A 14,502-nucleotide genomic window follows, 5' to 3' on the forward strand; every position below is an offset into this window, starting at 1 on the left:
GGTTCGTAGAATCCAGACATACTTGCCGCCTTAACCGACCGAGAAGCCTTATGCCCCGGCGCTTATTCAAACGTTACATGCCCGACCCGACGAGCATCAGGGAACACAAATCCTTACGCTTTCTCGGCACGTTGCTGCATGACCCTAACCTCTGGCATCTCAACCGCCACTCGGTCGCCCGGGGGATGGCGGTCGGCCTTTTTGCGGCATTCCTGCCGATACCTGCGCAGATGCTGGTCGCGGCGGCATTGGCGGTGATGGTGCGCGGCAATATGCCGATCGCGGTGAGCCTGGTCTGGCTGACCAATCCGATCACCATGCCGGCGGTGTTTTTCTGCACCTACCAGGCCGGGGCGTTTCTGATGGATGTGCCGGCGCGGCATCTGCCGGACGAGCTGACCTGGGAATGGATCAGCGGTGAGCTGTCGACGCTGTGGCAGCCGTTTTTATTGGGCTCGGTGGTCGTCGGCCTGGTGCTGGGCGTCCTCGCCTACTTTCTGGTGATGCTGTACTGGCGCTGGTGGGTGGCGCGGCAATGGCGGAGGCGCAAGAAAAGCCGGCAGAAATGAATGCAAAACGGCCTCCGCGATGGGAGGCCGTTTTTTGTTGTGTCTGCGCTGGCCCCTTCGCGAGCAGGCTCGCTCCCACAGAGAACATCATTCCAGTGTGGGAGCGAGCCTGCTCGCGAAGAAAGCGACGCGGTCGGATCAGGTACGCATCCCGCGCCCGCTCACCAGCAACCGCGCACAGCCGAGATACAGCGCCACGGTCGCCACCAGCATGAAGGTAATGGCGATGCCGATACGGATATCCGAGACACCAAGGATGCCGTAGCGGAAGGCGTTGACCATGTGCAGCACCGGGTTGGCCAGCGACACGGTCTGCCAGAACGGTGGCAGCAAAGTGATCGAGTAGAACACGCCGCCCAGGTAGGTCAGCGGGGTCAGCACAAAGGTCGGAATGATCGAAATATCATCGAAGTTGCGCGCAAACACCGCGTTGATGAAGCCCAGCAGCGAGAAGATTGTCGCGGTCAGCACCACCACCAGGATGGTCACGCCGAGATGATGCACCTGCAAATCGGTGAAGAACAGCGACAGGATCGTCACGATCAGACCCACTGCCAGACCGCGCAATACGCCGCCAATGGTGAAGCCGATCAGGATGGTGTGCGGTGACACCGGCGAGACCATCAGCTCTTCGATCGAGCGCTGGAACTTGCTGCCGAAGAAGCTCGAGACCACGTTGCCGTAGGAGTTGGTGATCACCGACATCATGATCAGCCCCGGCACGATGTACTCCATGTAAGTGAAGCCACCCATGTCGCCGATCTGCCGGCCGATCAGGTTGCCGAAGATCACGAAGTACAGAACCATGGTGATCGCCGGCGGCAGCAGCGTCTGCGGCCAGATCCGCATGAAGCGTTTGACCTCGCGGTAGACGATGGTTTGCAGGGCGACGAGGTTGGGCCCGAACTCGGAACTCATACCGCCACCTTCGACAGATTTTTCTCCACCAGGGACACGAACAACTCCTCGAGGCGATTGGTTTTGTTACGCAGGCTCAGCACTTCGATGTTCTGCTGCGCCAACTGGGTGAACAACGCCGTGATGCCCATGGATTTGTCGACCTGCACCTCCAGCGTGTGGCCGTCGAGCAATCGGGCCGGGTAGCCGAGCAATTGCGGCGCCGCGCTCAAGTCGTTCTTCAGGTCAAGCAAAAAGGTCTCCACATGCAACTGGCCCAGCAACTGTTTCATGCTGGTGTTTTCGACGATGGTGCCGTGGTCGATGATGCCGATGTTGCGGCACAGCTGCTCGGCCTCTTCCAGGTAATGCGTGGTCAGGATGATGGTGATGCCCTTCTGATTCAGCTCGGTGAGGAAGGTCCACATCGAGCGGCGCAGTTCGATATCGACGCCCGCAGTCGGCTCATCGAGGATCAGCAGACGCGGTTCATGCACCAGCGCACGGGCAATCATCAAACGCCGTTTCATGCCGCCGGACAGCGAACGCGACGGCACATCACGCTTGTCCCACAGGCCGAGCTGGGTCAGGTACTGCTCGGCGCGTTCCTTGGCGACTTTCGCCGGAATGCCGTAGTAACCGGCCTGGGTTACGACGATGTCGAAGGTCTTTTCGAACTGGTTGAAGTTGAATTCCTGCGGCACCACGCCGATCGAGCGTTTGAGCGCCGCCGGGTTCTTGTCCAGGTCATTGCCGAAAATATTCACGGTGCCGCTGGTCTTGTTGACCAGGGTCGAGAGAATGCCGATGGTGGTGGATTTGCCGGCGCCGTTGGGGCCGAGCAAGGCGAAAAAGTCACCTTCGGCGACGTCCAGATCGATACCACTCAAGGCCTGGAACCCGTTGCCGTAGGTTTTGGTTAGCTGCCGGATGGACAGAGCGGAACTCATATCGGATTTACGCACCAAGAAGGAAGGAAAGAAGTAAATAAGGGCGGGCGGCGAGGGAAACAACCGCGGCGCAAGTTCGCAATGGTGCTTGCCCCCGCCGCACAAGTACAGTCAAGTGTGTCGATAGTAATTATCAAGTCAACGCGGTCATGACCGCCTTCTGATAGGCCGGACGCTGCTTCAAACGCTCATACCAGGCCTGCAGATGTGGTTGCGGGGCGCGCTCGATGGGCATTTCGAACCAGGCATAAATGAAGCTGCCCAGCGGGATGTCGCCCATGCCAATCTCGTTTCCGGACAGATAAGGCTGGCTGATCAAGGCATGGTCGGCCATGTTCAGCAATTCATCGCACTCCTTGATCGCGGCGTTGATCGCCTTCCAGTCCTGCTTCTCCGCAGGCGTGCGCAGCACACCCCAGAACACCGTGCGAAACGGCCCGGCGAAACTCGACGTGGTCCAGTCCATCCATTTGTCCGCCGTGGCGCGGGCTTGCGCATCCGCCGGATACCAGGCGCTGTCCGGGGCGTGTTTGGCCAGCAGATAGCGAACGATGGCGTTGGATTCCCATAGCACGAAACCGTCATCCTCGATCACCGGCACCCGGCCATTGGGGTTCATCGCGCGGTACTCGGGCGTGTCGACCACACCGAACGCGCCGCCGGCATCGATGGCCTCGTAAGCCAGGCCCAACTCTTCGGCAGCCCACAAGGGCTTTCTGACATTCGATGAATTTTTCCGTCCCCAGATCTTCAGCATGACCGCCTCTTTGCAAGTGAGTGGACGGCCAGCATACGCCGGATCAGGTGCGACTCAAATCGCTCTGCATGTCGCCCAGCAGCACCGGCAGTTGCTCACTGAACAGATGCGGATAGCACTTTTGCAGGTGCTCGAAGAAGAAGGTTTCCGGCACATCGGTGAATTGGCCGTGATCGAGCAGATACTCCATCAACTGCGCGCCGTCACGGTTGAACGGATGGAAAACGCTGTCATTGATGCCATCGAACTCCAGCGCTGCGACGTTGAACAACTCGCACAATTGCTGGTTGAACGCTGGCGTCGCCTTGACCCAGCGGCCGTCGAGAAACAGCTCGGTGTAGCCATGCATGGCAAACACATCGCTTTTCAGCAACTCGAGCAGACGTGGCGTCGACAGGTGATTGCGCACATCGGCCAGACCGATGCGCGCCGGGATCCCGCAATGCCGCGCACAACCGGCAAGCAGCGTGGCTTTCGGCACGCAGTAACTCTCCCCTGCTGCGAGTGCGTAACTGCCGCGCAGGGTTTGCGGATCACGGCTGAAGGTGTACGGGTTGTAGCGCACCGCCTCGCGCACGGCGTAATAAAGACTGATCGTCTGCTCACGCGGATCATTACTGGCACCGCGATGCTGCTCGGCGAACTCCACCACTGCCGGGTGGTCACTATCGATGAAGCGGCCGGGGCTCAGATACTCGTGCATGACGGCAATCTCCTGGATGAGTCACGAGTCTAGCGACAGCCTGAGCACAGAGATAACGACGTTTCGGCCAAACCTGAAAGCAAAGCTGCGCAGCAACGAACGATTTCCCACACGTGTTGCCCACCGAACCTACGAAAACCATCCGGGGTTTCCCACGATTTCAATCACCATGCTCTGACCACCCGGTTTCACAGATGCCGTCTAAGCTCTGGAGGGTCGATTTGCCTTGGTTCACGGAGGACTGAATATGCTGTTGTTGTGGATACTGGTTTTGATCGTCGGCGTGGCGTATCTCGCCCATCGACGCATCGCCCCGCTGCCCGCGTTGGGCATCGTGGCGGCCTATCTGGTCGCCATGGGGATTTTCAGTCACGCGCCGGGCTGGCTGCTGTTCATCTTCTGGGTCCTGTTGGCGGTGGTCGCCGCGCCATTGTTGCTGCCTGACCTGCGCCGCAAGCACTTCACCGCGCCGCTGTTCAACTGGTTCCAGAAAACCCTGCCGCCGATGTCGCAGACCGAACGCGACGCGATCGATGCCGGCACCGTATGGTGGGACGGCGAGCTGTTCAGCGGCCGTCCGGACTGGGACAAACTGCTGTCCTATCCAAAAGTGCAACTGAGCGAAGAAGAACAGGCGTTCATCGATGGCCCGACCGAAGAACTCTGCGCAATGGTCAGCGACTGGCAGATCGGCCAGTCCATGGACCTGCCGCCCGAGGCCTGGACGCACATCAAGGAACACGGCTTTTTCGCCCTGATCATTCCCAAGGAATACGGCGGCAAAGGCTTCTCCGCCTACGCTCACTCCCAAGTGGCAATGAAACTGGCGACGCGCAGCGGTGACCTCGCCTCAACCGTGATGGTCCCGAACTCCCTCGGCCCGGCCGAATTGCTGCTGCACTACGGCACCGATGAACAACGCAATCACTACCTGCCACGCCTGGCCCGTGGCGACGATATCCCGTGCTTCGCCCTCACCGGCCCGCTGGCCGGTTCCGACGCCGGCGCGATGCCCGACACCGGGATCATCTGCAAAGGCCAGTGGGAAGGTGAAGAAGTCATCGGCCTGCGCCTGAACTGGGAAAAGCGCTACATCACCCTCGGCCCGGTCGCTACCCTGCTTGGCCTGGCATTCAAGGCTTATGACCCGGATCACCTGCTCGGTGAAGAAGAAGACCTCGGCATCAGTCTGGCGCTGATCCCGACCGATACCGCAGGTGTTGAGATCGGTCGTCGTCACCTGCCGCTGGGCGCCGCGTTCATGAACGGCCCGAACTCCGGCAAGGACGTGTTCATTCCGCTGGACTACCTCATCGGTGGTCAGGAAATGCTCGGCAAAGGCTGGATGATGCTGATGAACTGCCTGTCCGTCGGGCGTTCAATCTCGCTGCCAGCCGTCGGTACCGGTGCGGCCAAGTTCACCAGTCTGGTCACTGGTCAGTACGCGCAGATTCGCGAGCAATTCAATGTACCGCTGTCCGCTTTCGAAGGCATCCAGGAAGCCATGGCGCGCATTGGCGGCAACGCATGGATGATGGACGCCGCCCGCATGCTCACCGCCAATGCGGTGGACCTGGGGGAAAAACCATCGGTGCTGTCGGCGATTCTCAAATACCACCTCACCGAACGCGGCCGCGAATGCATCAGCCACGCCATGGATGTGCATGGTGGTAAAGCGATCATCATGGGGCCAAACAACTACCTCGGCCGCAGCTGGAACGGTGCGCCGATCTTCATCACCGTCGAAGGCGCGAACATCCTGTCGCGCAACCTGATGATCTTCGGTCAGGGCGCGATTCGCTGCCATCCGTTCGTACTCAAGGAAATGGCCCTGGCCGGTCGCCAGGACAAAGATCAGGCACTCAAGGAATTCGATGGCCTGCTGCTCAAGCACATCGGCTTCGCCGTCAGCAACGCGGCCAGCACACTGGTGCTGAACCTTGGGCTCGGTCATTTCGAACATGCGCCGGGTGACAGGATCAGCCAAGGCTACTTCCGCGCGCTCAACCGTCAAGCCGCCGCATTCGCCATGCTCGCCGACTTCAGCATGATGCTCCTGGGTGGCGAACTGAAACGCCGCGAACGTCTGTCGGCTCGCCTTGGCGATGTACTGAGCAACCTGTATCTGGCCTCCGCCGCGCTCAAGCGTTATCACGACCTGGATTCGCCGGCGTACATGGAGCCGCTGTTCCGCTGGGCCATGGAAGAAAGCCTCGGCCAGTCGGAGCGTGCGCTGGATGAACTGCTGAGCAACTTCCCGAACAAAGTCTTCGGCTGCCTGCTGCGGGTCATCGTCTTCCCGTTCGGTCGCCGTCACAAAGGCCCATCGGACAAACTCGGCGCTGAAGTCGCTGCGGTCATCGGTCGCGCCAAGGGCGATCCGGCGCTGGAAGAACTGCTCGCCGGCTGCTACCGCCCGCAATCGGCGGACGATGCCGTGGGCGCGCTGCAACACGCCAGTGACCTGCTCAATGCCGCGCAACCGCTGCACAAAAAACTGCACACCGCACTGAAGAGCGGCCAGGTCAAACCGGCAGCCGGCGAACACGCCATCGATGCCGCGCTGGAAGCCGGCGTACTGCAAGCCGTCGAAGCGCAAAGCCTGCGCGACGCCGAAGCGGCCCGCCGCAAGGTGATCGACGTCGATGATTTCGCCAAAGAGGAACTGAGCCAGGCAGCGGGCAAAGTCCGCTGATCCCGGTTTATGTGAAAAAACGGCGCGAGGGCTTTATACTCCCGCGCCCGTTTTGCTCTTGAGGACTTATCTCGTGTCCAACGTCGTTGCCGATCATCTCGTGTTGCTCGACCACCTGCGCAGTATCCTGGTCGCCGTAGGTGAGGCCGAACAAGTGCCCGAAGAAAGCCATGCCCTGTTCCTCGAGCGCTTCGACGAACTGCTGGCCTCCCTGCCGATCGACCCTATCGAAAGCCAATACCTGGGCCAGGACATCCTCACCCAAGTCATCAGCCGCTACCCGCAAATCGCCCACTTGATCCCCCGCGACCTGCTGTGGTTCTTCGCCGGCGACTGCCTGCACTACCTCTCCGACGAAGAAATCGACCTCTACCAGGCCCTCGAAGAACGCCGCTACGAAGCCGAACAGAACGACGAACCGTTCGACTGGAACCAGGAAAAACAACTGCTGGCCATGTCGGCGCAGGACAGCAAGCATTGATATTCGACAGGTAATCGAAAGGCCCGCACCGGTGATCCATGCGGGCCTTTTTTTTTCAAGATCAAAAGCCCCTCACCCTAGCCCTCTCCCGGAGGGAGAGGGGACTGACCGCGCTGTTTGGATGAAGTACGTCGACCTGAATTACCGAGTCGAATGAGATTCGAAAAGCCAAAAAATCGGCTCCCTCTCCTCGGGGAGAGGGCTGGGGTGAGGGAAAAATCCACTACAAAACCAAAGCCAGACACCTCCCGCTCCTAACCACTCAAAACAATGAGCGCAAGCTCGAGTACCGCTCTTGATCTTGATTCACAGGCGACGTCGGAAGGCTGAGCGGAGGGATTGATCCGGGGGTGGGAGCGCAGCGACCGTCTGGCGCAGCCAGACACAGCGGAAGGAGGTGCAGCGAAGCAAACCGTAGCCGCTGCGCCCGGATCAGTCCCGGAGCGAAGGAACCCGAGCCTGCGAGGGCCGAACGCAGGAGCAAGCGTTTTGGTTACTTTTTGGCGTCTGAAAAAGTGACTCGCCGTAAGGGCGAAACCGCCAGCCGCAGCACCCGCAGAAACGGATATACACCCAAAACCCCAAGAACCTGGTCGGCCCCAAGGCCGCCAAGTCCCACCAAAAAAACCTCAAAGCAACCCCTCACTCTCCGGCAGCTCATACGCCACAGCCGCATTGCTCCCACCGGCAGATTTCCCGGGCCTACCCAACGTCGGCTCCTTCTGCAAACACTCCACCAGATAATCAATAAACACCCGCAACTTCGGCGGCAAATACCGTGTCGGCGAATGCAGCAGCCACAACCCGCCATGATAGGAAGCAAGAAACGTCCAGTCCGGCAACACCTGCACAATCAACTTCTGTTCCAGCGCATAACGCGCCGTGAAATACGGCAGACTGCCAATGCCGATGTGCTGCAACACCGCCCCCAAGCGCACGCCCGTGTGGTTCGCGGCATAACGCCCACGCACGCCGACCGTCACCGCCTTGCTGCCCTTCTTGAATTTCCAGCGTGCATCGCTCGGCGTTTCGCCCAGATAAATACAACTGTGGTTGAGCAAATCGTGAGGATGCGTCGGCTTGCCGTGTTCGGCCAGGTATTGCGGCGTGGCGCAAAGCAAATGATCGATGGTCAGCAACTGCCGCCCGACCAGACCCGCCGGCGGACGATCAGTGATGCGTATCGCCAGATCAACGTGATCATCGATCAGATCGACCTGACGATCTTCCAGCAACAACTCGACATCGACCTTGGGATAGCGGCGCAGAAACTCCGGCATGTGCGGATGAATCACAAAGCGCCCCACCGCTTTCGGCACGCTGACCCGTACCAGACCTTCGGCTTCGTGGGTGAACTGGCCGCTGATTTCCATCACCGACCTGGCCGCACTGACCATTTCCTGGCAACGCTTGAACACCTCTTCGCCGCCATCGCTCAAGCGCAGTTTGCGTGTGGTGCGTTGCAGCAAGCGCGTGGCCAACGCCTTTTCCAATCGGGAAATACTGCGACTGACCGCCGAGGGTGAGGAACCCATCTGCCGGGCTGCTTCGGAGAAGCTGCCGGTCTCGACGACCTTGACGAAAATCGCCATTTCACCCAGCAGCGGCAGCGGAAGATTGATGCTCACAACGCACAAGTCCTTTGATGTTCGAATGGATTATCACGTTATTGCACGATTCATATAATAAAAACAGAACTTCGATCAGGGCATGGAATATGACGCTTCGCCTGTTTTTTCACAGTGACGACCTCAAGGCGAATGTCGAAGTCCTCGACTGCACACCCCACGAGAACGAATTCGCCGTAGTGCTGCGGGCGACCCTGTTTCACCCCCAGGGCGGTGGACAGCCTAGCGATACCGGCTGGATCGGTGAAAGCCGGGTGTCGCGAGTGGTACAAGAGCCGGAGTGCATTGTGCATTTCGTCGACCGACCGCTGCCGCTGGGCATGACCGTCATCCGCATCGATGAAGAACGCCGCCGCTTCAACACACGCATGCACTCGGCCGGGCACCTGATCGGTCATTTCATTCAGGCCATGGGCTGGATGCCGATCAAGGCGCACCACTGGCCGGACGAAGGCCGGGTGCAATTCAAGCCGGGCGATGGCGCAGAAGAAGTCGATGCGCCAACCGTGCAAACCGGCATCGAGCAGTGGATCGAACACGATCTGCCGCGTCTGACTTCACTGCGCGAGGGCGCGCGGGAAATCAGTTTCGGTGAGCTGCCAGCCTATGGCTGCGGTGGCACCCACGTACGCAGCCTGAAGGATTTGGGCACAGTCACGATCGCGTCGCTTTCGCAGAAGAAAGGCACGCTGTCCGTCCACTACAGCGTGGATTGAGCATTTCGGACGCTGCCATCGCGCAGCATCCGACGCCGGGGAACCGCACTCGCCGGTTCCGTTGACTATCGATAGATGGACCTAAAACAAATGATGCTAGACGTCGAGCGTCTCGATGAGACGTGCATAAAAAAACTGGCCAACGAAGAAGTCCTCGCCATCCGCGTCAAACGCTTTCTGCCCGAGCCGCTGGCGATCGAGATCGGCGACAAGATCCTCGCCCCGGGCTTTGAAGGCTACATCAACGCGCCGAGTATCGGCCGTATCGGCATGGCCTTTTACGAGGCGGAAAACCAGCCGCTGCTGATCGAGGACTACTTCGAACGCGCCACCCGCAACATCGACGAACTGCGCCAGCGCTGCGCGCCCTACTCTTCGCCGATCGACACGTTGCGCTGCATGCTCGACGAATCCTGGCCCGCGGGCGCGCATCTGGAAAACCTCTACGGGCGCAAGATGTATGTCGGCTTGTCGCGCGTGGTCAAACCCGGCGTGTGCTTTCTTGCTCATCACGACATCTTCGCCAAGGACGCCCCGGACAGTTTTCAGGCGCGCAGCCTCGAGGCGCAATTTGCCTGCAACGTCTACCTGAACATGCCCACCGAGGGTGGCGCCTTGCAGATGTGGAATGACCACATCACCCCGGATCAATTCGACGAAATGCGCGGCGACAGTTATGGCATCGAGCCGTCGCTGCTGGGGCCGCCGGCGCTGGAAGTACGACCGCAGCCCGGCGATTTCATCATGTTCAATTCGCGGCGCATGCACTCGGTGACCCCGGGTGTGGCGGATCCGCGTTTGAGCCTGTCGTTCTTTGTCGGCTATCGCGGCAATGCCTCCCCTCTGACTTTCTGGAGCTGACATGCTTTCCAACTACTTGGGCGAATTTCTCGCATTGGCGACCATCCACTTTCTCGCCGTGGTGGCGCCCGGTCCGGACTTCGCCGTGACCATCCGCCAGAGCGTGCGCTTCGGCCGGCTCGTCGGCATCTGCACTGCGCTGGGCATCGGCGCGGGAATCTCCGTGCACGTGCTGTATACCCTGCTCGGCGTCGGCGCCTTGATGCACACCACGCCGTGGCTGCTGACTGTGGCCAAAGTGGTCGGTGGGGCTTACATCCTCTATCTGGGCGTCAGCCTGATCCGCAGCAAACCCAAGAGCAGCGTCGAAGGCGAAAAAACCGCCGATGAGCCACTGGTTGAACAGTCACTGTTCAAGGCATTCAGCACCGGTTTTCTGACCAACGCGACCAACCCCAAGGCCACGCTGTTTTTCCTGGCCATCTTCACCACGATCATCAGTGCCAGCACACCGCTGCAGATCCAGGCGTTCTATGGTTTGTGGATGTGCTTCGTCAACGCGCTGTGGTTCGTGATCGTCGCGCTGTTTTTCTCCAGCAACAAAGTGCGCCTGCTGTTCATGCGCCTTGGACACTGGTTCGAGCGCAGCATGGGCGTCATCCTCATTCTATTTGCCGGACGCCTGATGCTGTCGATGTAACTCGCACAAAAAAAGTCCCGGCATCAGTTGCCGGGATTTTTTCATTTGTGCGCCTCTTTTGCATTTCTGTGCGACAGATCAAGTTTGTGACTCCCTCTTCACCTGCTCATGGTGGTAGGTTGCAAAATGTTTCTGCCGCAAGCGTCAGACATATTCTCCCAATCTCTAGCAAAGGAATGCCTGTTACATGGTCTTTTCCCTGAAAAAACTGGCCGCTGCCACGCTCGTCATGGCCAGCCTCACCGCGTTTACCAGCGCCGCACAAGCCAACATCACTGCCGAGCAAAGTGCAGCGATTCTGAAATCCTTCGATGGCAAGAACGTGACGGACTTTTGTAGCTTCCTTGGCAGCCTGGCGAAAAGCGACCTGGCCAAGACGGATAAGCTCAACCCGTCCATCAGCGCCTTTCTCGACAACAAGACCCTGAACGCCGAACAGCAGAATGAAATTCATCGCTTGCTGGGCATTTATACCCGCGTGAAATATGGCAAGGCCGCGCTGGAAACCCTGCGCCAACTCGTCGAGATCCCGACCTTCCGCAAGGACGGCGTGGAGCAACACGACAACCCGGAATTCATCAAGATTGCCGGCGAGATCCAGAAACTCGCCGAATCTTTCGGTTTGAAGTTCCGCAATATTGATAACCGTGTCTACGAAATCTCTCTGGACGGCAAAGGCGACGAAGTCGTCGGCATTCATGCCCACGCCGATGTGGTGCCGGTGACTCCGGAAAACTGGGTGCTGAAGGACGGCACCAAACTCGACCCGTTCAAAGTCACGCTGATCGGTGATCGCATGTACGGCCGGGGCACTGAAGACGACAAGAACGCGATCGTCGTAGCGCTGTATGCCATGAAAGTGATCAAGGACGAGAAACTGCCCCTGGCGCGCAACTTCAAGTTGCTGGTCGACACCACCGAAGAAACCAGCGGCGACGCCATTCCTTATTACTTCGAACGCAACCCGACGCCGAACTACAACATGGCGCTGGACGGCGGTTATCCGGTGGTGATCGCCGAAAAAGGTTACGGCACCGTCATGGCCAACTTTGCCAAACGCAAAGCTGAAGGCACCGGCGCGGAAATCGTTTCGATGACTGGCGGCAAAGCGACCAACCAGATCCCATCGGCTTCGGTGGTCACACTGGTAACCGACAAGCCAGCCGAGCTCGCCGCCAGTCTGCAAAAAGCCGGCGACGCTTATGCCAAAGCCAATGGCGGCGATTTCGAAGTCGCGGCGAAGGTTGATGGCAAGGACGTCAAACTGACCGTCACCGGCGTTTCTGCGCACTCCTCCGAGCCTGAGTCCGGCGTCAACCCGGTCGCGCGCATGTTGAGTTTCCTCAACAGCCTGAACGGCAAAATCGCGCTCAAGCACAACCAGTTCACCGACGCGGCGCGCTATGCCGATGACAACTGGGGCCTGGATTATCTGGGCAAAAAACTTGGCGTTGGCTTCTCTGATTCGTTCATGGGACCACTGACCACTTCGCTGACCTACGTCGGCGAAGATGACAAAGCCTTCAAACTGGCGGTAAACCTGCGCGTGCCGAAGGGCAAGTCTCCGGAAAAGCTCAAGGCTGAAATTGCTGAGAAACTGGATGCCTGGAGCAAGAAGACTCATGTCGCTGTAGCGTTCGACTATTCCGTGGCCGAGCCGATGTATCGCAACCCCGAGGGGGAGTGGGTCAAGGCGCTGCTTGCCGTAGCCAGCGAAAACCTCGGCATGAAGTCGGAATTCGGTACTTCCGCTGGCGCGACTTCGGTTCACGAATTGCCGAACGGCGTGCAATTCGGCCTGGCTCGACCTGAGGCCAAGTACACCGGCCACACCGATGGCGAATTCAAGACCGTCGACCAGTTCCTGCTGGATCTGCAGATCGTCACGGAAATGATGGGGCGTGTCGGGCAGTTGCCGAAGCTTTGAATATCGGTTCAACCCGGTGGTAAAGAAAGGCCCGAGGGTATGCACCCTCGGGCCTTTTCGTTCATTGCGTGACCGTGGTCGCTTCCCGGCTGCGGTGGACGAAGCGCCATCCCATCAACACCGTCGCCAACGTTAACGCAGTGATGAGCCCTGCCCATATCCCTTGCGGCCCCCAGCCCATACCAAATGCCATCAGGCATCCCAACGGTAGACCTATTCCCCAGTAACAGAAAATCGCCAGCCACATGGGGATTCGCGTGTCCTGCAAACCGCGCAACGCTCCCGCCGCGAGCATCTGCATGCCATCTGGGAACTGCAAAGCCGCAGCGTAGAGGAGCAGCGTCGAGGCCAGCGCGGTGACCGCGAGATCCGAGCTGTACCAGCCGGCAATCATCTGATTGCCCAAAAGCATGGCCAACATCGAAAAACTCTGGGCGACAACAACGATGACACAACCCGCATACGCCGCCCGCCGCACCGCCCTGAAGTCGCCTCGGCCCAGCGCGTGACCGACCCGCACGGTTGTCGCCTCGGCGACGGCGACCGGAATCATGAAACACAGCTGCGCGAGATTGACTGCGATCTGATGCGCCGCGAGAAAGGTCGAACCGAGTCGGCCGATGAGTAACGAGGTAACGATGAAAAGACTGCCCTGGGTCAGAATCGCAATACCGATTGGCATTCCGACCTTCAGCAAATCGAGGATGCCAGCACGACACGGCAGATCAAACCGGGAAAACAGCTGCAAATGCGCCAACCGTTTGCCGCGCCACAGGTAACAGGCGAACAGCAGCGCCTGCAGCCACATCAACGATGCCGAGGCAATGCCCAGGCCTTGAGCACCCAGTTCCGGAAACCCAAGCTTGCCGTTGGTCAGCACGTAACCCATTGGCGCCAGCAACAGCAACCCACCAAAACTTAGAATCATGGTCGGGCGCATCCAGTGCATTCCTTCGCACAGATAACGCATGCAGAAAAACAGCGTCAGCGCCGGACTGCCCCATCGCACGGCGTGCAAAAAGTCTCGTGCGCCGGGAATCATTTGCGGCGCAATTCCTGCCGGCGCCAGTAATGCCGGCGCGAGGCTGAGAAAAGCGAACATCACGCCCCCCATGAACAGCGCCAACCAGAATGCCTGGCGGAACACCGGACCGATCTCGCTTATTCGATCCGCGCCGTGCAAACGTGCGACCGAAGCGGTCAGCGCAATCAGCGTACCGATCGGCACCAGCATCGGCAGCCACAACAAGGCAGTGCCCAAAGTCACCGCCGCCAGGGTATCGGTGCCATGGTTGCCGGCGATCAGGTTGTCAACGAAGGCGATAAGCCCGGCACTGACATGCCCGATGACCAACGGCAACGCCAGCCAGGCGGTGGCCCGTATTTCTCGCAAAGCATCAACAGTGGCAGTTTTTTGAAACATTGAATGAGATCCTCACAATCGACTGGCCGATGCTGGCGTCATAGCCAGGAACGGCGTCGTTATCTCAGAATTGCCCATGCGCTGGCTGTCGGCTGCTTCCGAGTTTCACGGGATCGCTGTAGGAAAGTTGTAACGAAGCGCGGCAGGTACAAAACGCGCACAAACAAAAACGCCGATCATCACTGATCGGCGTTTTTATGAAATTGGAGCGGGAAACGAGACTCGAACTCGCGACCCCGACCTTGGCAAGGTCGT

At 59.2% G+C, this 14,502-nt stretch carries 13 protein-coding genes; 7 read left to right on the forward strand and 6 right to left on the reverse strand.

Features of this window, described 5'->3' with window-relative positions:
- Positions 1–50: 50 nt before the first annotated feature.
- Entirely contained in the window at positions 51–569 is a 519-nt protein-coding gene (locus tag D6877_RS19605; RefSeq protein WP_130911829.1) for a DUF2062 domain-containing protein, read from the forward strand.
- A 138-nt stretch (positions 570–707) separates the two neighbouring features.
- On the opposite strand, the gene D6877_RS19610 is transcribed toward D6877_RS19605, so the two are convergent.
- The 4 genes from D6877_RS19610 to D6877_RS19625 form a co-directional block, all read right to left on the reverse strand.
- Positions 708–1,487, reverse strand: a complete 780-nt coding sequence (locus D6877_RS19610; RefSeq protein WP_130911830.1) for an ABC transporter permease — start codon at positions 1,485–1,487, stop codon at positions 708–710.
- On the reverse strand, positions 1,484–2,416 hold the full coding sequence (locus tag D6877_RS19615; RefSeq protein WP_016771010.1) for an ABC transporter ATP-binding protein: 933 nt from the start codon (positions 2,414–2,416) through the stop codon (positions 1,484–1,486). The genes D6877_RS19610 and D6877_RS19615 overlap by 4 nt, the downstream gene beginning before the upstream one ends.
- Positions 2,417–2,549: 133 nt before the next feature.
- Positions 2,550–3,173: a glutathione S-transferase gene (locus D6877_RS19620; protein WP_071173231.1), complete on the reverse strand. Its 624-nt coding sequence runs from the start codon at positions 3,171–3,173 to the stop codon at positions 2,550–2,552.
- 43 nt (positions 3,174–3,216) lie between these two features.
- Positions 3,217–3,876: a transglutaminase family protein gene (locus D6877_RS19625; protein ID WP_130911831.1), complete on the reverse strand. Its 660-nt coding sequence runs from the start codon at positions 3,874–3,876 to the stop codon at positions 3,217–3,219.
- Between the two features lie 247 nt (positions 3,877–4,123).
- Here D6877_RS19625 and D6877_RS19630 point away from each other — a divergent pair, with 247 nt between their 5' ends.
- Together D6877_RS19630 and D6877_RS19635 are read left to right on the forward strand one after the other, a co-directional pair.
- Positions 4,124–6,571 carry an acyl-CoA dehydrogenase gene (locus D6877_RS19630; RefSeq protein ID WP_130911832.1) on the forward strand — a complete coding sequence of 816 codons (2,448 nt, stop codon included), beginning with the start codon at positions 4,124–4,126 and terminating at the stop codon, positions 6,569–6,571.
- A 73-nt stretch (positions 6,572–6,644) separates the two neighbouring features.
- Positions 6,645–7,052 (forward strand): PA2817 family protein, encoded by a 408-nt coding sequence (locus tag D6877_RS19635; RefSeq protein WP_039760212.1) that lies wholly within the window; start codon positions 6,645–6,647, stop codon positions 7,050–7,052.
- Positions 7,053–7,681: 629 nt separating this feature from the next.
- Here the strand turns inward: D6877_RS19635 and D6877_RS19640 are convergent.
- Complete coding sequence (locus tag D6877_RS19640; protein WP_130911833.1) at positions 7,682–8,680, reverse strand: LysR family transcriptional regulator; 999 nt, start codon at positions 8,678–8,680, stop codon at positions 7,682–7,684.
- A gap of 89 nt (positions 8,681–8,769) precedes the next feature.
- On the opposite strand from D6877_RS19640, the gene D6877_RS19645 reads away from it, so the two are divergent.
- From D6877_RS19645 to D6877_RS19660, 4 genes are all read left to right on the forward strand, one after another.
- Positions 8,770–9,396, forward strand: a complete 627-nt coding sequence (locus tag D6877_RS19645; protein ID WP_130911834.1) for an alanyl-tRNA editing protein — start codon at positions 8,770–8,772, stop codon at positions 9,394–9,396.
- A gap of 90 nt (positions 9,397–9,486) precedes the next feature.
- Positions 9,487–10,257, forward strand: coding sequence for a 2OG-Fe(II) oxygenase (locus D6877_RS19650; protein WP_122700212.1), 771 nt, complete (start codon positions 9,487–9,489; stop codon positions 10,255–10,257).
- A 1-nt stretch (position 10,258) separates the two neighbouring features.
- The gene (locus D6877_RS19655; RefSeq protein ID WP_016773667.1) at positions 10,259–10,897 is read left to right on the forward strand and encodes a LysE family translocator; all 639 of its coding nucleotides are present in this window, start codon (positions 10,259–10,261) and stop codon (positions 10,895–10,897) included.
- A gap of 187 nt (positions 10,898–11,084) precedes the next feature.
- Positions 11,085–12,824 carry a dipeptidase gene (locus D6877_RS19660; RefSeq protein ID WP_130911835.1) on the forward strand — a complete coding sequence of 580 codons (1,740 nt, stop codon included), beginning with the start codon at positions 11,085–11,087 and terminating at the stop codon, positions 12,822–12,824.
- Positions 12,825–12,885: 61 nt separating this feature from the next.
- On the opposite strand, the gene D6877_RS19665 is transcribed toward D6877_RS19660, so the two are convergent.
- Positions 12,886–14,247 carry an MATE family efflux transporter gene (locus D6877_RS19665; protein WP_130911836.1) on the reverse strand — a complete coding sequence of 454 codons (1,362 nt, stop codon included), beginning with the start codon at positions 14,245–14,247 and terminating at the stop codon, positions 12,886–12,888.
- Positions 14,248–14,502 lie beyond the last annotated feature (255 nt).

The organism is Pseudomonas sp. Sample_9 (assembly GCF_004307535.1).
GTDB classification, from domain to species: Bacteria; Pseudomonadota; Gammaproteobacteria; order Pseudomonadales; family Pseudomonadaceae; genus Aquipseudomonas; species Aquipseudomonas mercuritolerans.

Excerpts from the sequence above, each read along its gene's own strand:
- D6877_RS19605 (WP_130911829.1), top strand. The coding sequence starts at position 51 with ATGCCCCGGCGCTTATTCAAACGTTACATGCCCGACCCGACGAGCATC.
- D6877_RS19610 (WP_130911830.1), bottom strand. The coding sequence starts at position 1,487 with ATGAGTTCCGAGTTCGGGCCCAACCTCGTCGCCCTGCAAACCATCGTC.
- D6877_RS19615 (WP_016771010.1), bottom strand. The coding sequence starts at position 2,416 with ATGAGTTCCGCTCTGTCCATCCGGCAGCTAACCAAAACCTACGGCAAC.
- D6877_RS19620 (WP_071173231.1), bottom strand. The coding sequence starts at position 3,173 with ATGCTGAAGATCTGGGGACGGAAAAATTCATCGAATGTCAGAAAGCCC.
- D6877_RS19625 (WP_130911831.1), bottom strand. The coding sequence starts at position 3,876 with ATGCACGAGTATCTGAGCCCCGGCCGCTTCATCGATAGTGACCACCCG.
- D6877_RS19630 (WP_130911832.1), top strand. The coding sequence starts at position 4,124 with ATGCTGTTGTTGTGGATACTGGTTTTGATCGTCGGCGTGGCGTATCTC.
- D6877_RS19645 (WP_130911834.1), top strand. The coding sequence starts at position 8,770 with ATGACGCTTCGCCTGTTTTTTCACAGTGACGACCTCAAGGCGAATGTC.
- D6877_RS19650 (WP_122700212.1), top strand. The coding sequence starts at position 9,487 with ATGATGCTAGACGTCGAGCGTCTCGATGAGACGTGCATAAAAAAACTG.
- D6877_RS19655 (WP_016773667.1), top strand. The coding sequence starts at position 10,259 with ATGCTTTCCAACTACTTGGGCGAATTTCTCGCATTGGCGACCATCCAC.
- D6877_RS19660 (WP_130911835.1), top strand. The coding sequence starts at position 11,085 with ATGGTCTTTTCCCTGAAAAAACTGGCCGCTGCCACGCTCGTCATGGCC.
- D6877_RS19665 (WP_130911836.1), bottom strand. The coding sequence starts at position 14,247 with ATGTTTCAAAAAACTGCCACTGTTGATGCTTTGCGAGAAATACGGGCC.